The following is a 17,421-nucleotide window of genomic DNA, read 5'->3' on the forward strand; positions in this document are numbered from 1 at the left end:
AAAAATTATATTGTTTAGGCTTTATTTCTGCAAGTTTAGTTAAAATATATTGAATAGCCAAATATTCATAATTAAATTGATAATAAAATTCAATTATTTTTGAAATATACTTTTAGATATAACATTTTGTTGACAAACCCCTTTTTGCCATATCAATATATCAAATAACTAGTTTTATTCTGTCTTTTCTTATGATCCATATCAATCACATTAAATGATGCGATTGGGTCATTAGACTCCTGTAAATGTAATAAAAAAACTATTCTGTTTGCCAAATTGTGTATATTATTTACATATGTTGAATTACTTATGCAAAAACAAGAATTAAATTCAGGTCTGTTATTCCTGAATATTGGCCATGTTACAAAATAAAATTGTATATTTGTCATCTAAATCAGTCAATTTTATTGGTTCTATATGAAATACTGTGGGTAGTCAAATTTGAGTTTGCCACAGGTAAAGTAAATCATGTTAATAAAATTCCGGGAGTTTCTATAACCCCTTGCTCTTTTTTTAGCCAATTGAATTTTTGAGTTTATTCCTTCGAGTATGCCATTTGAGATTTTACTCTTTATATATCTCACAATGCCTCTCCAGTGGGCTTTAATGGTATTTACCAATCGGATAAAAGGTTGTATTTTAGATTCCATGGCAAAGTCACACCAAAAGGCCAAATAGCTTTCTGCTTCTTCCGTGTCCTTTATCTGCCAAAAGTCCTCAAACATTTCTTTAAGCCAATATCCCTGCCCTAGCTTTGGATACATCTCGAGTAGTATATCCTTCTCTGTTTGTAGTTTGTCGCTCAATTTCTTTTTCAGAAAAGTATACTTATGTCCTTTCAGCAGCTCATTTCCTGTTCGTTCTAATTTACGGAGTTCATCCATCGCCTTATTGACCTCTTTTACCACGTGAAACTTATCAAATGTTATTTGACTCTCTGGAAGATACGCTGTGCAACCCGCGATAAAAGAGGGTGACATATCTATACAAACATCTTCGATTTGAGTGGTATCTACATGTTTGCTTTCTAAATACTTTACGCTCTCTTCGATACAATCAGAACCTTTGCCCTGACAGGCGTAAAGTACACGCCGTTCGTTCAAATCGACCAAATGTGTGATGTAGTTATGCCCCTTCTTCTGTGAAGTTTCATCAAAACCGATTTGAGTTAAGTTTTCAGGGATATCTTTTTTATGTGCACGTTCTACCCAATAATTGAAAATTCCCCAGATACGTTGTGCGTAAACCTTTAACGTGGAAGCAACGCTGCTTACAGGCATTTCTTTCTCTATCAGCAACATAGAGAACGCTTCAAACAATAAAGTGAAACCACTTCCTTTTCGTGCCCAAGGTACACTTTGAACCTCCGTCTTGCCGTCAGATTGTTTTACCCGGGGTATGCGCGCATGCAAATAGCAGCGATACTGGAAAAAATTCAGATGTTGCCATGTATGATCGCTACTGTCATAAGCTGTATAATAAGCTCCGTCGGGCATTAAAAACTTTGAGCCTCGCTCAAAGTCTATGTGGATATCCAACTGTGATATGCTTGGATCAATATCTATTTTGGTAATGATCCACGGTTTTTCCAAACCTAATGCTAAAGTGAAAAGTGCTATTGAATTCATTCCACAAAGTTAATTCAATTTTAATTTACCCATACAATATCATATAGAACCAAAATTATAAAGTTTTATGTGTACATTAATTGCCCTTTACTTTTATTTATCTACTTCAGGAGCCAGTTTAACCAGTTACTATCATTAATCACTTACCCTGCATTATTCAAGCTTATCTTTCAACTGCTCCATCTCCTTGCCTATTGTTTCATCCAAAACTTTAGCATAGTTCCTGGTTATTAAAATAGAACTATGTCCTAACATTTTAGATACAGACTCCATTGACACCCCATTTGCAAGGGTTACAGTGGTTGCAAATGTATGTCTTGCACAATGTGTTGTAAGGTTCTTTTTAATGCCACAAAGGTCAGCTATTTCTTTTAAGTATGCATTCATCTTCTGATTGGTGGGTACAGGTATTAATATACCTTTTTCCCTTACAGGGTGATGTTCATACTTATCGATAATACTCTTTGCTTGAGGCAATAAAGGTACATGAAACCACTTTTTTGTCTTTTGTCTTTTCTTGTTAATCCATATTTCACCTTTATTTGGTTCATATAAACAGTCTGTTGTCAGAGCTTTTACATCAGCAAAAGCAAGTCCTGTAAAACAGCAAAATAAAAAAGCATCTCTTACTTGATCTAAACGTTTAATTTCAAACTCTTTGGCTAAAATGGATTGTAATTCACTCCTGTCAAGAAAAACCTTTTCTATCTCCTCATGATGGTATTTAATAGTTGCATATGGGTCTCTTTTTAAATATCCTGCATTTAAACCTACTCTTACTACTTTACCCAAATTCTTCATATACTTAATGGTTGTATTATTACTAATACTCTTCTCAGTTTTTAGGTAAAATTCGAAGTCTAACAAAAACTGGGTATTAACCTTTTCCATGATAATATCACCTGATTTGTATTCTTTTTCTAGGAAATCTTTCAGGTGTTCTAATGTAGTAAGGTGCTTCTGCAAGGTAGAGAAAGCGTAGGTTTTACCTACCAGTGCTTCCATCTTAGCATTATGTTCTGCATATAATGAGAGTAAGGTTACTTGCTTAAATTCAATTAATCCGAGGTAGTTGTTTTTTATATTCTCGGCAGTTACCTCTACTCCTCTTTCTTCCAGATCCTTTATTGAATCACATAGACCCACATAAATATGGTCAAGAAAACCATTGACTTTCTTAGAGTAGCTGGTTTGTCCAATTGCCCTGTTTGACTTCTGATCCCAATATTCTGGTTTAACATTGTGATTAGAGGTAAATTCAGACCTTACTCCATTATAGGTTATTCTTACTAATAAGGGAGCACTCCCATTTCTGTACTTTTTGTTTTTCCTTAAAAAATAGCTTACACTAAAAGTTGACTTTTCCATAGCTTTACACTTTAATTTGTTAATGATTGTAATACAGTGTTCTGCTATTTGATATATAGTACTGTTTTACTGATTATTACAGATGTTAATTTTCAAGACTGGTGTTTTGTTCTGTTTATTAAATTTAGAACACCAGTTTGGCACCTCACATCTATTAATAATACTGTTTCGGAATATTGAAGAAATTGATATTGTAAGAGTTTGAAAGTTATTGTAAAACCTCTCCTACATAAGCTTTAAGCATTGTTTAAGGAATAAAAAAACTCCCTTAAGATTTCTCTTAAAGGAGTAGTAATTGGCTTTTTGTGCGGCCGAAGGGACTCGAACCCCCACGCCTCTCGGCACCAGATCCTAAGTCTGGCGCGGCTACCAATTACGCCACGGCCGCAAAACGCAACTTTTTTTGAGACTGCAAAGGTAATACTAATTTTTTATTTTTCTGGTTTTTGCCGGACTTATTTCTCCCTGAGAAGTTTGGCGATGACCTGCGGGAAATAGGTGTATTCCAGTTCGTGCACTTTTTGGGCCACGTCGGCGGGGGTGTCGCCAGGAAGCACTTCGCATCTGGCCTGGAATATGATGTCACCTTCGTCGTACTCCTCATTTACATAATGTATGGAGATACCCGATTCCTTCTCTCCGGCATCTACCACTGCACGATGGACGTGATCGCCGTACATCCCTTTCCCTCCATACTTTGGGAGAAGTGCTGGGTGGATATTGATTATCTTATAAGGAAAGGCCTCCAGAAGGGGGGGTGAAACCTTTAACAGGAACCCGGCGAGTACAATGAAGTCTACACCGTATTGATGCAATGTCTCCAGGATCAATTCCCCGTCGTCGAATTCTGTTTTTGAAAAGGTGTAAGATGGAATCCCCAGCTTTCTGGCACGTTCATGTACCCCTGCTCGCTGCTTGTTGGATAGGATTACTGCAATTTCAATCTCTTCGCTGTTGGAAAAATACCGTGCAATGTTTTCAGCATTTGTTCCACTGCCTGAGGCAAATATGGCTATTTTAGTCATAAAAATAAGTGTGAGTCTTGCACAAAAAATCAAAAAATGTGCATAATTTTTGAATTTCTTGAATGAAAAATTGTGTGGTTAAAGAAAAAATGTTTTACTTTGCAACCACAAAATTAAAAAGAAAATATCTTTTATTTACTAATTTAATTCATAAAAAGTTATGTCTGAAGTAGCAGAAAGAGTAAAATCGATTATCGTCGATAAATTAGGTGTTGAAGAGTCTGAAGTAACAGAAACTGCCAGCTTTACCAACGATCTTGGCGCTGATTCACTTGACACTGTTGAGTTGATTATGGAATTTGAAAAAGAGTTCAATATTTCCATTCCCGATGATCAGGCTGAAAAGATTTCTACGGTAGGAGATGCTGTTGCTTACGTTGAGCAGCACGCGAAATAAAAAAACTACAAGTAAATTACATGGAATTAAAAAGAGTAGTAGTAACAGGTCTGGGAGCTGTTACGCCGTTGGGGAACAATGTTAAAACAACATGGGAAAATGCCGTAGCGGGGAAAAGCGGGGCCGGACCTATTACTCTTTTCGATGCATCTTTATTCAAGACGAAATTTGCCTGCGAAGTAAAGAATTTTGATCCCAGTGAATTTTTAGACCGGAAGGAAGCCAGGAAATTCGACCGTTATTCCCAGCTTGCCCTAAAGGCAGCGAAGGAGGCGATTGAGAACTCCGGACTAGATCTGGAAAAAGAGGACACTAACAGGATCGGGGTAATTTTCTCCGCTGGAATTGGAGGTATAAAAACGTTTGAAGAGGAGGTTGGTAACTACTTCCTTTCACAAGACAAGGGCCCCCGTTTCAATCCATTTTTCATTCCGAAAATGATAGCAGATATTGCTGCAGGCCATATCTCTATGATTTACGGACTGAGAGGTCCCAACTACGCAACCGTTTCGGCATGTGCATCTTCTACTAATGCCATTGCCGATGCTTTCAATCTCATCCGACTTGACAAGGCAAATGTTATTGTTACCGGTGGAGCCGAAGCAACTATCAGCCCTTCGGCTGTTGGTGGATTCAACGCCATGCATGCCTTATCAACCCGCAACGATTCGCCAGAGACTGCTTCACGCCCGTTCAGTGCAAGTCGTGACGGATTTGTTATGGGAGAAGGAGCAACAAGCCTGATCCTAGAGGAACTGGAACATGCACTGGCAAGGGGTGCGCACATCTATGCTGAGGTAGCAGGTGCAGGTATGTCGGCCGATGCTCACCATATCACTGCGTCGCACCCTGATGGTCTGGGTGCCAAACTGGTAATGTACAACGCCTTGGAGGATGCTGGAATGCAACCCGAAGATATAGATTACATCAATGTTCATGGAACTTCAACGCCGGTTGGCGATATTTCGGAGGTGAAGGCGATCAAGGAGGTCTTTGGAGAGCACAGTTACAAGTTGAATATCAGTGCAACCAAGTCGATGACGGGTCACCTGTTGGGTGCTGCCGGTTCTCTGGAAGCCTTGCTCAGTGCTCTTGCCATTGAGAACCAGATTGTTCCACCAACAATCAACTTTACCGAAGGTGACGAGGATCCTGAAATTGATTACAATCTTAACTTCACATTCAACAAAGCTCAAAAACGCGAGTTAAGAGCTGTTCTATCAAATACATTTGGCTTTGGAGGCCATAACGCGAGCGTTATTCTCAAGAAATTCAGCAAGTAATGTGTTAAGGAAATTCATGCGAAAAGTTAGGGCAATTCCTCGTAAGGGGAAAGAACCCTACTTTTCATTTTACAAGATGTTGGGATTCTATCCCGATAGAATTGAACTGTACCACGAAGCATTGACGCATAGGTCGTCGTCAATACGCTCAAAGTCAGGAAAATGGGTTAATAATGAGCGCCTCGAGTTTCTCGGTGATGCTATTCTTGATGCCATTGTGGCCGATATCTTGTACAAGAAATTCGAGAATAAAAAGGAGGGTTTTCTAACCAGTACCCGTTCGAGGATCGTCCAGCGTGAGACCTTGAACAAGATTGCCATTGAAATTGGAATCGACAAGATAATCACCTCCTCAACCCGTAATCTCGCTCATAACACCAATATATACGGCGATGCCCTGGAAGCTCTGATCGGTGCGATCTACCTCGATCAGGGATACCGTGTGGCCAAGAGTTTCGTTTATGAGACCCTCATCAAGCAGCACATCAATATCGATACCGTTCTGAAAAGCGAAGTCGATTTCAAATCGCGACTGATAGAGTGGGGGCAAAAATATAAGGTAGATGTGGGTTTCGAAGTAACCGACTCTTCGTACGATGAGCAGAACAACCCCGTTTTTGAATCGCGGGTGATCGTTGGTGGTATGGACCTGGGTTCTGGCAAGGGATACTCTAAAAAAGAATCTCACCAGAAAGCTGCCAAGAAAGCCATCAAGAAGTTGCGTAACGACAACGAGCTCCTGGAGAAACTTCTCGAAAAGGTAAAAAATGAATCAGCCGAGCAGCCTACGACTGAGGAGGGCGCTCAACTGGATATCTGATCCACACAGCTGTCAGATCCCGAAAGAGATCCCCATTTTCCGTCCTTGCACTACCAAAGGAGTATCCTCGGTTACCAGCCGAAGTTTTCCCGCAACTTCACTTAGCGGAACATCCGAGATTTTATTGTCGATTTTTGCGACCATTCTGCCAAACCTTCGCTCTTGAATGAGTTGGGCGGCGTGTCCTCCAAGCAGGGTGCCCAAGATGCGGTCTGCCGGCGAGGGTGTCCCTCCGCGTTGAATGTATCCGAGAACAGTTTCGCGGGTCTCAAATCCGGTCTGCTTCTCAATCTCCCTTGCAAAATACATGGCCGGCCTTTCGCTACTTCCATGTATCTCAATCCCTTCGGCTACCGCCACAATGGAGTATGCCTTTCCCATCTCCATCCGTTTCTTGATCTTGTCGATAATCACTTTCATGTCGTATCCCAGCTCGGGAAGCAGAATAATGTCTGCTCCGCCGGCCATTCCGGCATACAAGGTGATCCATCCTGCATGGTGCCCCATCAGCTCAATAACCATAACACGGCGATGTGAGCTGGCAGTGGAGTGGAGCCGGTCGATGGCATCAGTGGCAATATTGACCGCAGTGTCGAAGCCGAAGGTCACATCGGTGCCGTACACGTCGTTATCAATCGTCTTGGGAATACCCACAACGTTCAGTCCCAGCTGTGAGAGCATCCATGTGGTCTTCTGAGTACCGTTTCCTCCGATACAGACTAGACAGTCGAGCCCCAGTTCGTGATAACATTTCTTTATCTCCTCTTGATCTTTCTCGTCGGGAGAGGTGATTTTTTTACGGAACACCTTTTCGCGTGCGGTTCCAAGAATTGTTCCTCCCAGATTGAGAATACCCGAGAGCGAAGCATCCGACAGATCGATCACGTCCTTGTAAAGTAGGCCGGAAAACCCGTTCTGGATGCCGATTACTTCCATGCCATAGTTATTGATGGCGCTCTTTCCAACACCACGTATGGTAGCGTTGATTCCGGGACAGTCACCTCCGGAGGTCAAGATTCCTATTTTCATAACGTTACTGATTTTCCTGCATCTGTTCCGTTACAAAGGAAACAAAAAAGATTAAAAAGTAAAGCAATTAAAGATTATTTTTTCAATAGTCCGGTGTTGTCAACTACTTCCCACATAGCTTATCCACGATCACTTTGGCCGCGCGGTCGGAAGCCCCGGTGCCACCCAGTATGCGTCTCATCTCTGCGTAGCTCTCCAGCATGTTTTTCCGGTAGTTCTTCACGTGAAGCAGCTGTGTCAGTTCTTTCCGGATATTATCCACAGTGAAGAACTTGGCGAAGAGCTCCTTTACCACCTCCCTGTTACAGATGAGATTTACCAGCGAAATGAAGGGGGTGTGCAGGATATTCTTGAATGCCCAGTAGGAGAGGCGGGGTACTGGAGTACGGTAGCAAACCACCTGGGGAATATTCAGCAGTGCCGTTTCCAGGGTGGCGGTACCCGATGTGACCAGAGCTGCCTGCGATTGTGCCAGGATGCGGTATGTCTGGTTAAGCAACACCCTCAGCGGCAACCCCTTCGTAAATTGGTCGTAAAACTCCGGTTCAATGCCAGGAGCACCGGCAACGATAAACTGGTAGTCGTCGAACCCTCTGACAGCCTCCAGCATGGCCGGCAGATTGGCGGAGATCTCCTGTTTCCGGCTTCCGGCAAGCAGGGCGATGATGGGCCGGTCGGGGAGTGCATTGGCTGCAATGAAACCGGCAAATGTCTCATCCTTGTATTCCCGTTGCTCAATTGCATCCACCGACGGATTGCCGACATAGTGAACCCGGTAATCGTGTTTCTTGAAGAACTCCACCTCAAAGGGCAGGATGCAAAGCATCTCATCCACATATTTCCTGAACGACTTGACCCGGTACTCCTTCCAGGCCCATACCTTGGGTGAGATATAGTAGAAGACGGGAATGTTCAGCCGGGTTTTTACGAACTGGGCAATCTTGAGGTTAAAGCCCGGATAGTCGATCAGGATAACTGCGTCGGGACGATAAGCAACAATCTCGTTCTTGCATATCTCCATGTTGTTGAGTATGGTTCTCGCATTCATGATGACCGGGAGAATACCCATAAATGCCATCTCACGGTAATGCTTGACCAATGTTCCTCCCTGTGACGCCATAAGATCACCGCCGAAGAACCGGAAATCTGCATGAGTGTCAAGCTGTTTAAGCGACCGCATCAGGTTGGATGCGTGAAGGTCGCCCGATGCCTCGCCAGCGATCAAAAAATAGTTCATCCTTTTAAAACTCCCATTTTTTCAGTTCAGGAATGAGATCGTGGGCCGTCATGTCTATCCTCACCGGTACAACCGCGGCATATCCGTTGGCCAGCGCCCATTCGTCGGTATTCTCGTTGTCCTCCTCCCAATTCTCGAAGTTCCCGGTTATCCAAAATACATCGCGCCCGTTTCCATCGGTAGATTGGAAATATTCGTTGACCCACTTGCCATGTGTCTGCGATGTGATTTTAATCCCCTTCGTTTCCCCCTGAGGGACATTGACATTCAGGCAGATTCCTTTTGGAAGCCCCTTATCGAGTATAGTTTTGGCAACCCGTAGGGCGACTTTACAAGCGTGGGTAAAGTCGGCATCGTGTGCATATTCGCACAGCGATACTCCGAAAGAGGGTACATCAAAGATACACCCTTCAATGGCAGCACCCATCGTTCCCGAGTAGATCACACTGATTCCTGCATTTGATCCATGATTGATGCCCGATACCAACAGATCGGGTTTCCGGTCCATAAACTTGTTCAATGCCAGTTTTACACAATCTACAGGGGTTCCGGTGCACATATATGCGGTGAGTCCCTCTTCCTGTCTGTAGATTCTGCTCCTTAACGGCTGTGAGGTGGAGATGGCGGACGACATGCCCGACTGGTGAAGTTCCGGGGCGAATACAACTACATCGCCCAATTCTCTCATCGCTTCAATAAGCGAAACAATTCCTTTTGCCTGATATCCATCGTCGTTGGTGACAAGGATAAGAGGTTTCCTGTTATTTATTACTCTCTTCATATTTTCAGGGACAAACTTAATCAAATTAGCTGACTTTTCACACACCGGAAATGTTACAAAATCGTTAAATAAATGTCGAAAGTCATGAAAAACTCAACATTTTACTAACTTTACGGCCTCGAAAAAATACCAATTTATTCAGTATATGAGAAAAATCAGTCTACTTTTTATTCTTCTGATAAGTGCGGCCTGCTTGGTTGCACAGGAAGTTCGTCCGGTAAAGAACGTCATCGTGATGATTCCGGATGGTACCTCTGTGGGCGTATATTCTGCCGCCCGCTGGTATAAGTTTTATAACAAGATGGGTGATAGGCTCTTTATCGATCCTTATTTCACTGGAACGGTGACCACCCACTCCTCAAATGCCCCCATCGGAGACTCGGCTCCTACCAGCTCTACCTATGCCACGGGAATATTGCAGAAGACTGGCAATGTAGCCATTCATCCCGAGGCCGACCCGGGAAACGACATCTATCCGGTGGATGCCAGCAGAACCTATCAGCCGGCAGCGACCGTCCTGGAAGCAGCCAAAATGCTGAAGAACAAGGCGGTGGGACTGGTGTTTACCTGTGAGTTTCCTCATGCCACCCCGGCCGACTTCTCGGCACACCACTATAACCGCGGTGCCTACAAGTTCCTCGCTCCGCAGATGGCCTACCAGAATATGGATGTGGTATTTGGCGGCGGGAACAGCATCCTGACCGACGATATCATAAACCACTTCAAGGAGAATGGAACCCGTCTCATCCAGAATGACCGGAAGGCCCTGCTCGACTACGACGGTGAAGGAAAGGTGTGGGCCCTTTTCGGTGACAAGGCGTTGCCCTATTCCATGGACCGCAATCCCGACCAGGTTCCTTCGATTGCAGAGATGACGGCCAAGGCATTGGAGCTGCTCTCCAGGAAAGAGGAGGGTTTCTTCCTGATGGTGGAAGGTAGTCAGGTCGACTGGGCCGCACATGCCAACGATGCCGTGGCGATGATCACCGAGTACCTGGCTTTCGACGAAGCTGTAGGTGAGGTGATGAAATTTGCCGAAAAGGATGGCAATACCGCAGTGGTCATCATGTCCGACCATGGGAACAGTGGACTCACCATCGGTTCGAGGTCCTGCCCGGGATACGACAAGCTGTCGATCGAGCAGCTGTTCGGCACGGTATCCAACTACAAACTCTCGGCAAACGGTCTGGAGGCTATCCTGGTAAACTGCAAACCCGACCAGATCAAGGCGGAGTTCAAGAAGTATACCGGGATCGATATTACCGATGAAGAGCTGCAGACCCTGCTCTCCTCGAAGAATTATAAGGAGAGCGACTACACTAAGGTGGGCACAAGCAACAATATGGCGCACAACATCGTGAACATCATGAATTCACGTACCTGCTTCGGTTTCACTACGGGTGGTCACACCGGTGAAGAGACCCTTCTGGCATCCTACCATCCGCAGGGTGATATTCTGAGAGGCAATGTCCGCAACGTGGAGGTGAACGCATACCTGCAAAAGCTGTTGGGACTGGATCGGCCACTGCAACAGCTCTCCGATGAGATCTTTGCCAGACATACCGATGTTTTTACCGGAGAGAAGATTAAAGTAACGGTAGACAAGAAAGATCCCGATTTCCCGGTGTTGACGGTCAAGAAAGGTAAGAATAGACTGGAGGTAAAGGCGTTCTCGTCAGTTGCCAAACTCAACGGAAAACCATTCGATATGGGATCCGTAGCAGTCTATATCGACAAGAACGATACATTCTATTTGCCTAAGGCGTTGGCTGGGAAGCTGTAGTTAGCTTCCCGTTAAACGAGATAGATTGACGGTTCGGGTCCGATACATGGAGCCGGACCGTTCCATTTTCCCATATATCGAAATTGAGTGTGATTTCCCGACCGGTATCTTTCGTTCGGACAGCTACCCGCCAGTTTCCCTTTTTCTTTCCGGGATAGAGCTGATAATCGAAATCGGTGCTGATGAATTTGATTCCTCCCTCGTCAGGATGGATAGGGGCGACATATGCCCGGCCGTAATAGGGAAGATAGACCCTGACGGTATCGGGTGATACCTTTACGTCGTAGAAGGGTGACAGGTAGATCTGTCTGTATCCGGTGGGGTAGGCGTATGTAGCCTTAAAAGTGAAATCAGCATCACTCACGCGTTGCCTCACCTCGCTAGCCATTGCCTCTTTTTCGGCTGCCGTTTGTGCCGTGCCGCAGGCAGTCACTCCCAATAGAATCGACAATAGAATAATAAGTGAATGTAATAGCGACGGTTTCATTGTTCCTCCTCTTTTTAAGTTCATCTTTTTCAGATAAAACAAGAAAAGGAACGCTTTTGTTGTTAAAAGGGCGATAAATCGGTAAAGGTATTCAGTATGTAATAGAAAATCAGCAATGCCAGGATAAGGAAGTAGGAGAGAATCTCTATCCTCGATGTGGTATTGGTATAGAAATGTGACATGATAATGGAGAGAAATGAGATGATAATATATATCCAGATGAAGGCCTGATTCAGGTATACCACCTGAAGGAGAATGGAAAAGAGGATTACCGATGAGCTGAAGATCAATACTTTCTTGGTAAAGCTCCGCTCCCTTACAATCTCTCTGCTATCTGCCATGATGATAAGAAACACAAAGAGGAGCAATGTCCCGATAAATCCCCATTGAGGAATGGAGTATCCGGGATATTGAGTGAAATCATAGATCCTTGCGAACCCTTTAAACGGTTCGATAAAGCCCGCAATATTGTCGCCAAAGACATAAAAGACAAAAACAATCCAGAAAACCAGGATTACCCCCAGCAGGGATGCGCTGAACGACCGGAAGTTGATCCTGCCCATGGCCGACAGCCCTATTAACCACAAAGGGAGAAAGAGCAGCGCGTGAATCTGGAAGATCCCGGCAACGGTAATTAATGCACTAAACTGATAGGCAAACCGATGTGAATTATGATACTGGTATGATGCCAGTAACGGAAAGAGCGACCAGAGAACGAAGATCAGAGCGGGGAGATCGGGGGTCATTCTCAGAAAAACGGGATGGACACTGAAAAAAATCAGCGGAATATAGAAGGGCATAACCGTACGCATGCGGATCACGCCGTAACGGACATTCAATTCGGACAGGAGATAGGAGATAATCAATATGCAGAGTGTGCTCGACAGAAAAGAGACGAGAGGGCTCTCCAGAAAGATCGACTCGATGTATGGCCAGGCAAAACCGCTATTCAGTATGGGATAGTCGGGAATACCCTTGTTAAAGAACATCAGGAAGCGCAGCACGATGGCCAGGATGGAGACCACCAGCGTGATAAATCGTGATTCCACGAAAAAAGACCTGAAATGTCTAACCAGCAACGAGTCAATCTTCTTCATAAATCAAAACCGATATCTTTTCGGTAATAACTGTTTTCAAAAGAGATTTTTCCGATATTTCTGTATGAGTTGTCAAGTGCTTCGTTGATTGTATCTCCATAGGAGGTTACAGCCAATACCCGGCCGCCGGAAGTGACAGTCTCGTCACCCTGTTGCGTTGTGCCGGCATGGAACACGATGGAGTCTGTGATCTCCCCGATTCCTGATATGACTTTTCCCTTCTCGTAATTTCCCGGATAACCGCCCGAAACCATCATCACGGTAACGGCAAACCGGTTGTCGATCTCAATTCTCTTCTCCCCGAGTGTTTCAGTGGCTACACCAACAAAAAGTTCCAGGAGATCAGATTTGACTAACGGCAGTACCACCTCCGTCTCGGGATCACCCATCCGCACGTTGTACTCGATCACTTTAGGCTCGCCATCCACATTGATCAGTCCGAAGAAGATAAAGCCCTTGTAATCTATCCTCTCTTGCCTGATACCGTTGATGGTAGGGATAATTATCCGCTGTTCGACCTTTTCCATAAATGTTGCATCAGCAAAAGGGACGGGCGATACGGCGCCCATGCCACCGGTGTTGAGTCCGGAATCACCCTCGCCAATACGCTTGTAATCTTTCGCCACAGGCAGGATCTTGTACGATTTGCCGTCGGTCAGCACGAAGACTGAACATTCAATCCCCTTCAGAAACTCCTCGATGACCACTCTGTTTCCGGCTGTACCGAACATTCCGTTGAGCATTTCCCGAAGCAGGCGTTTGGCCTCATTTTCATCCTCTACTATCAATACTCCCTTGCCGGCAGCCAGGCCGTCAGCTTTCAGCACATAAGGGGGTTGCAGCGATTCCAGGAAATGGTTTCCCTCCTCAAGATTTTCCAGCGTTATCGTCTTGTGACGTGCAGTGGGGATATTGTGACGCCCCATGAACGCCTTGGCAAAGTCTTTGCTCCCTTCCAGCTGAGCACCCTTTTTGGATGGTCCGATCACGGCAACGTGACAAATATCCTCGTCATTCCGGATATAGTCGTAAATCCCCTGAACAAGAGGGTCTTCCGGTCCCACTACAATCATATCCACATCGTTCTCCAACGCGAATGATTTTAATGCCAGAAAGTCTGTCGGCGAGATGGGGACGTTAGTTCCCAACGAGGCGGTACCTGCATTTCCGGGCGCGATGTAGAGGTTGTTCAAGTACTTGCTGCTACGCATACGCCAGGCAAAAGCATGTTCGCGTCCACCGGATCCAAGAATTAATACGTTCATAGTCAACAGGAAGAAGTTTTATGACAGTTACATCTCTTGAGCTTACAAAACTACTAAAATTAAATCAAACAATAAACTTCTAAAAGCTTTTCTTGATAACGTTTTGAAAAAAAATCTACCTTTGCAGGTACTATGGATAAAAACAGGATTACCCAATTGTTTGGGATAAAATATCCCATTGTTCAGGGCGGTATGGTATGGTGCAGCGGCTGGCGGCTGGCGTCGGCAGTCAGCAACTCCGGCGCTCTGGGACTAATTGGCGCAGGCTCGATGCATCCCGAGACGTTACGTGAGCACATAAGAAAGTGCAAGGCGGCTACCGACAAGCCTTTCGGAGTAAACATCCCCTTGATGTATCCGCAAATTGAAGAGATCATGCAGATCGTGATAGCAGAGGAGGTACCTATCGTATTTACATCTGCCGGAAACCCGAAAACCTGGACGGCAAGGCTGAAAGCCGAAGGCATTGTAGTTGCCCACGTGGTGTCGGGTTCCAAATTTGCACTGAAGTGTGTCGAGGCCGGAGTAGACGCTATTGTGGCGGAAGGCTTTGAAGCCGGTGGACACAATGGACGGGAAGAGACCACAACGCTTACGCTTATCCCCCAAGTACGGAGGGTTACCGATCTGCCACTAATCGCGGCAGGCGGCATTGCTACTGGTGAAGCGATGGCGGCAGTCTTCGCTCTCGGTGCTGAAGGAGTACAGGTAGGAACCCGTTTTGCGCTAACCGAAGAGAGTTCAGCCAGCGATGCGTTCAAGCAGCGGTGCATCTCGTTGAATGAGGGAGATACCATACTTGCGTTGAAAAAGGTTAGTCCCACCCGGATGGTGAAAAATGGGTTTTATCAGCAGGTAAAGGAGTTGGAAGAGAGGGGTGCCTCTGCCGACGAGCTTCGTGAACTGTTGGGGCGAGGTCGTTCCAAACGGGGCATTTTTGAAGGAGATCTGGAAGATGGGGAATTGGAGATCGGGCAGGTTTCGTCGCTGATAGACGCTGTTATCCCGGCTGCAAAGGTGACAGAGCAGATGATGAAGGAGTTTTATGGTGCAGTGAAAAAATTATATATTTTACTATGAGAAGAGGTTTCACTTTCCTTTTGTTGCTGGTTTTCACATGCCTTGCGTTTGGACAGCAAAACCGGCAGTTCACGTTGGACGAACTTATCCCCGGTGGGAAAAACTATGCAAGATATGTTCCACGGATAGCGGAGCAGTATCAATGGCATGGCGATGAACTGATGATGCTCAGGGGTGATTCTGTTTTCAGGGTAGATCTGGCCGATCCGGTGAAAAAGAGATTTCTCTTCCGGTTCAGTGAAATCCCGGAAGAGGGGAGAGAGGGCAGAACTGTCTCCACTGTAAGTTTTGACAGGGAGGGAAGCGGCCGGCTGAAATTCTTTACTGCCGATGGGGCGGGAGTGTATGACCTGGGGAGTAAGCAGGTGATATCGTTTATCGGCCTTCCTGAAAATAGTGAAAACCGGGAGTTCTCACCAAACGGTCTCTACATGGCCTATACGAGAGCTAATAACCTGTATGTGATCGACGCGGCTGGAGAGGAGATTGCAATCTCTTCGGAGGAAAATAGTGGAATAGTATTTGGACAGTCGGTTCATCGGAACGAGTTTGGCATCAATGGTGGAATTTTCTGGTCGCCCGACGGGAGCAAGCTGGCTTTTTACCGGATGGACGAGTCGATGGTTGCCCAATATCCTATTGTGGATATCTCTGCCCGGATTGCAACTGAGAAGCCTGTCCGCTATCCGATGGCGGGAGAAAAGAGTCATGAGGTGACCATCGGTGTTTATGATCTGAAGAGCAGGCAGACGATTTACCTGAAAACAGGTGAGCCGAGGGAGAAGTACCTCACAAACGTGGCCTGGAGTCCAGATGCAAGGCATATCTATGTGGCCGAACTTAACCGCGAGCAGAATCACTTGAAAATGAACCGGTATGATGCCTCAACGGGAGATTTCGACAAAACACTCTTCGAAGAGACCCATCCGAAATATGTAGAGCCTGAAAATCCGGTTCTGTTTGTGCGGAACAACCCTGAACAATTTATCTGGCAAAGTGAACGGGACGGATTCAATCACCTCTACCTTTACCATATTTCGGGAAGATTGCTGAAGCAACTAACCCATGGAGAATGGGAGGTGACCGATCTCATCGGTTTTGACAGGAAAGGAGAGCAGCTCTTCTTTGTTTCAACCCTGGCAACTCCGATTGAACGGCATGCTTGTCGCGTGAACCTGAAAAACGGGAAGATCGACCGGCTTACAGCCGTCCCCGGCATGCATACCGTTACAGTCAGCAATTCGGGAAGATACCTGGTCACCCGTTATACGGCCCACGATAATCCAGGCAAGGTCGATCTTGTCGATTCGAAAAAGGGTGGAGCCGTTACGCTTGCTGCCGCAAGGAATCCCTTTGCAGGAATCTCCATGCCTGCTGTTGAACTTGGCACACTCAAGGCTGCCGATGGCAAGACCGATCTCTATTACCGCATGGTTAAACCGGCAAACTTCGATCCCGCACGGAAATATCCTGTGGTTGTTTATGTCTATGGAGGCCCCCACTCACAATTGGTCCAGAATCGCTGGCGATATGGTTCGGGTGGATGGGAAACCTATATGGCACAGAAAGGCTACATCGTTTTTGTCATGGATAACCGGGGAACATCGTTCCGCGGACGTGACTTTGAAGATGTCACCCACCGCCAACTGGGAGTGGAGGAGGCAAAAGACCAGATGTGCGGTGTGGAATATCTGAAATCGCTGCCCTATGTGGATCCTGACCGGATGGGAATTCACGGCTGGAGTTTCGGTGGATTTATGACAATCAATATGTTGTTGCGTTATCCCGATCTCTTCCGTGCAGGTGTCGCCGGCGGGCCGGTCACCGACTGGAGCTACTACGAGGTGATGTATGGTGAGCGTTATATGGATACACCTCAGGAGAATCCCGAGGGTTACGCAGAGACGAGTCTGCTGAGAAAGGCCGACAGGTTGAAGTCGAGACTGCTGATCATTCACGGCGATGAGGATCCGGTAGTGGTGATGCAGCATAGCTTGCAGTTCCTGAAATCGTCAATCGCTAGTGGTAGGCATCCCGACTTCTTCATATATCCTGGACATGAGCATAATATGATAGGACGGGACCGGGTGCATCTGCACGAGCACATCACGCGCTACTTCGACGATTTTTGCCGGTAGGTC

At 45.6% G+C, this 17,421-nt stretch carries 15 protein-coding genes and 1 tRNA gene; 6 read left to right on the forward strand and 10 right to left on the reverse strand.

Going from position 1 to position 17,421, the window contains the following annotated elements:
• Positions 1-413: 413 nt before the first annotated feature.
• From ING2E5A_RS03275 to purN, 4 genes are all read right to left on the reverse strand, one after another.
• Positions 414-1,628: an ISL3 family transposase gene (locus ING2E5A_RS03275; protein ID WP_071135804.1), complete on the reverse strand. Its 1,215-nt coding sequence runs from the start codon at positions 1,626-1,628 to the stop codon at positions 414-416.
• A gap of 153 nt (positions 1,629-1,781) precedes the next feature.
• Positions 1,782-2,996: a site-specific integrase gene (locus ING2E5A_RS03280; RefSeq protein WP_071136176.1), complete on the reverse strand. Its 1,215-nt coding sequence runs from the start codon at positions 2,994-2,996 to the stop codon at positions 1,782-1,784.
• A 306-nt stretch (positions 2,997-3,302) separates the two neighbouring features.
• Positions 3,303-3,384 (reverse strand) — tRNA-Leu (locus ING2E5A_RS03285).
• Between the two features lie 67 nt (positions 3,385-3,451).
• Positions 3,452-4,021 (reverse strand): phosphoribosylglycinamide formyltransferase, encoded by a 570-nt coding sequence (gene purN, locus ING2E5A_RS03290; protein ID WP_071136177.1) that lies wholly within the window; start codon positions 4,019-4,021, stop codon positions 3,452-3,454.
• Positions 4,022-4,181: 160 nt separating this feature from the next.
• On the opposite strand from purN, the gene ING2E5A_RS03295 reads away from it, so the two are divergent.
• Genes ING2E5A_RS03295 through rnc form a run of 3 tightly spaced genes read left to right on the forward strand, consistent with a single transcriptional unit; the run spans position 4,182 to position 6,521 of the window.
• Positions 4,182-4,418, forward strand: coding sequence for an acyl carrier protein (locus ING2E5A_RS03295; protein ID WP_071136178.1), 237 nt, complete (start codon positions 4,182-4,184; stop codon positions 4,416-4,418).
• 20 nt (positions 4,419-4,438) lie between these two features.
• Complete coding sequence (gene fabF, locus ING2E5A_RS03300; protein ID WP_071136179.1) at positions 4,439-5,701, forward strand: beta-ketoacyl-ACP synthase II; 1,263 nt, start codon at positions 4,439-4,441, stop codon at positions 5,699-5,701.
• A gap of 16 nt (positions 5,702-5,717) precedes the next feature.
• Positions 5,718-6,521, forward strand: coding sequence for a ribonuclease III (rnc, locus tag ING2E5A_RS03305; protein ID WP_071138170.1), 804 nt, complete (start codon positions 5,718-5,720; stop codon positions 6,519-6,521).
• 12 nt (positions 6,522-6,533) lie between these two features.
• On the opposite strand, the gene ING2E5A_RS03310 is transcribed toward rnc, so the two are convergent.
• The 3 genes from ING2E5A_RS03310 to surE form a co-directional block, all read right to left on the reverse strand.
• Complete coding sequence (locus ING2E5A_RS03310) at positions 6,534-7,550, reverse strand: 6-phosphofructokinase (RefSeq protein ID WP_071136180.1); 1,017 nt, start codon at positions 7,548-7,550, stop codon at positions 6,534-6,536.
• Positions 7,551-7,653: 103 nt separating this feature from the next.
• Positions 7,654-8,787, reverse strand: coding sequence for a lipid-A-disaccharide synthase (gene lpxB / locus ING2E5A_RS03315; protein ID WP_071136181.1), 1,134 nt, complete (start codon positions 8,785-8,787; stop codon positions 7,654-7,656).
• 4 nt (positions 8,788-8,791) lie between these two features.
• Positions 8,792-9,568 (reverse strand): 5'/3'-nucleotidase SurE, encoded by a 777-nt coding sequence (gene surE, locus ING2E5A_RS03320; protein WP_394332592.1) that lies wholly within the window; start codon positions 9,566-9,568, stop codon positions 8,792-8,794.
• A gap of 145 nt (positions 9,569-9,713) precedes the next feature.
• On the opposite strand from surE, the gene ING2E5A_RS03325 reads away from it, so the two are divergent.
• Positions 9,714-11,351: an alkaline phosphatase gene (locus tag ING2E5A_RS03325; protein WP_071136182.1), complete on the forward strand. Its 1,638-nt coding sequence runs from the start codon at positions 9,714-9,716 to the stop codon at positions 11,349-11,351.
• On the opposite strand, the gene ING2E5A_RS03330 is transcribed toward ING2E5A_RS03325, so the two are convergent.
• Genes ING2E5A_RS03330 through purD form a run of 3 tightly spaced genes read right to left on the reverse strand, consistent with a single transcriptional unit; the run spans position 11,326 to position 14,200 of the window.
• Entirely contained in the window at positions 11,326-11,862 is a 537-nt protein-coding gene (locus ING2E5A_RS03330; protein ID WP_143102521.1) for a DUF4251 domain-containing protein, read from the reverse strand. The genes ING2E5A_RS03325 and ING2E5A_RS03330 overlap by 26 nt on opposite strands.
• Positions 11,863-11,900: 38 nt before the next feature.
• Positions 11,901-12,935, reverse strand: a complete 1,035-nt coding sequence (locus ING2E5A_RS03335) for a hypothetical protein (protein WP_071136183.1) — start codon at positions 12,933-12,935, stop codon at positions 11,901-11,903.
• Positions 12,932-14,200, reverse strand: a complete 1,269-nt coding sequence (gene purD / locus ING2E5A_RS03340; protein WP_071136184.1) for a phosphoribosylamine--glycine ligase — start codon at positions 14,198-14,200, stop codon at positions 12,932-12,934. The genes ING2E5A_RS03335 and purD overlap by 4 nt, the downstream gene beginning before the upstream one ends.
• A 132-nt stretch (positions 14,201-14,332) precedes the next feature.
• Here purD and ING2E5A_RS03345 point away from each other — a divergent pair, with 132 nt between their 5' ends.
• Both ING2E5A_RS03345 and ING2E5A_RS03350 read left to right on the forward strand, forming a co-directional pair.
• On the forward strand, positions 14,333-15,280 hold the full coding sequence (locus ING2E5A_RS03345) for an NAD(P)H-dependent flavin oxidoreductase (RefSeq protein WP_071136185.1): 948 nt from the start codon (positions 14,333-14,335) through the stop codon (positions 15,278-15,280).
• On the forward strand, positions 15,277-17,418 hold the full coding sequence (locus tag ING2E5A_RS03350; protein WP_071136186.1) for a S9 family peptidase: 2,142 nt from the start codon (positions 15,277-15,279) through the stop codon (positions 17,416-17,418). Before ING2E5A_RS03345 ends, ING2E5A_RS03350 begins: the two co-directional genes overlap by 4 nt.
• Positions 17,419-17,421 lie beyond the last annotated feature (3 nt).

The organism is Petrimonas mucosa, from assembly GCF_900095795.1.
Lineage (GTDB): Bacteria > Bacteroidota > Bacteroidia > Bacteroidales > Dysgonomonadaceae > Petrimonas > Petrimonas mucosa.

Excerpts from the sequence above, each read along its gene's own strand:
- ING2E5A_RS03330 (WP_143102521.1), bottom strand. The coding sequence starts at position 11,862 with ATGAACTTAAAAAGAGGAGGAACAATGAAACCGTCGCTATTACATTCA.
- ING2E5A_RS03350 (WP_071136186.1), top strand. The coding sequence starts at position 15,277 with ATGAGAAGAGGTTTCACTTTCCTTTTGTTGCTGGTTTTCACATGCCTT.
- ING2E5A_RS03280 (WP_071136176.1), bottom strand. The coding sequence starts at position 2,996 with ATGGAAAAGTCAACTTTTAGTGTAAGCTATTTTTTAAGGAAAAACAAA.
- lpxB (WP_071136181.1), bottom strand. The coding sequence starts at position 8,787 with ATGAACTATTTTTTGATCGCTGGCGAGGCATCGGGCGACCTTCACGCA.
- ING2E5A_RS03325 (WP_071136182.1), top strand. The coding sequence starts at position 9,714 with ATGAGAAAAATCAGTCTACTTTTTATTCTTCTGATAAGTGCGGCCTGC.
- ING2E5A_RS03335 (WP_071136183.1), bottom strand. The coding sequence starts at position 12,935 with ATGAAGAAGATTGACTCGTTGCTGGTTAGACATTTCAGGTCTTTTTTC.
- rnc (WP_071138170.1), top strand. The coding sequence starts at position 5,718 with ATGCGAAAAGTTAGGGCAATTCCTCGTAAGGGGAAAGAACCCTACTTT.
- ING2E5A_RS03310 (WP_071136180.1), bottom strand. The coding sequence starts at position 7,550 with ATGAAAATAGGAATCTTGACCTCCGGAGGTGACTGTCCCGGAATCAAC.
- purD (WP_071136184.1), bottom strand. The coding sequence starts at position 14,200 with ATGAACGTATTAATTCTTGGATCCGGTGGACGCGAACATGCTTTTGCC.
- ING2E5A_RS03345 (WP_071136185.1), top strand. The coding sequence starts at position 14,333 with ATGGATAAAAACAGGATTACCCAATTGTTTGGGATAAAATATCCCATT.
- surE (WP_394332592.1), bottom strand. The coding sequence starts at position 9,568 with ATGAAGAGAGTAATAAATAACAGGAAACCTCTTATCCTTGTCACCAAC.
- purN (WP_071136177.1), bottom strand. The coding sequence starts at position 4,021 with ATGACTAAAATAGCCATATTTGCCTCAGGCAGTGGAACAAATGCTGAA.
- ING2E5A_RS03295 (WP_071136178.1), top strand. The coding sequence starts at position 4,182 with ATGTCTGAAGTAGCAGAAAGAGTAAAATCGATTATCGTCGATAAATTA.
- ING2E5A_RS03275 (WP_071135804.1), bottom strand. The coding sequence starts at position 1,628 with ATGAATTCAATAGCACTTTTCACTTTAGCATTAGGTTTGGAAAAACCG.
- fabF (WP_071136179.1), top strand. The coding sequence starts at position 4,439 with ATGGAATTAAAAAGAGTAGTAGTAACAGGTCTGGGAGCTGTTACGCCG.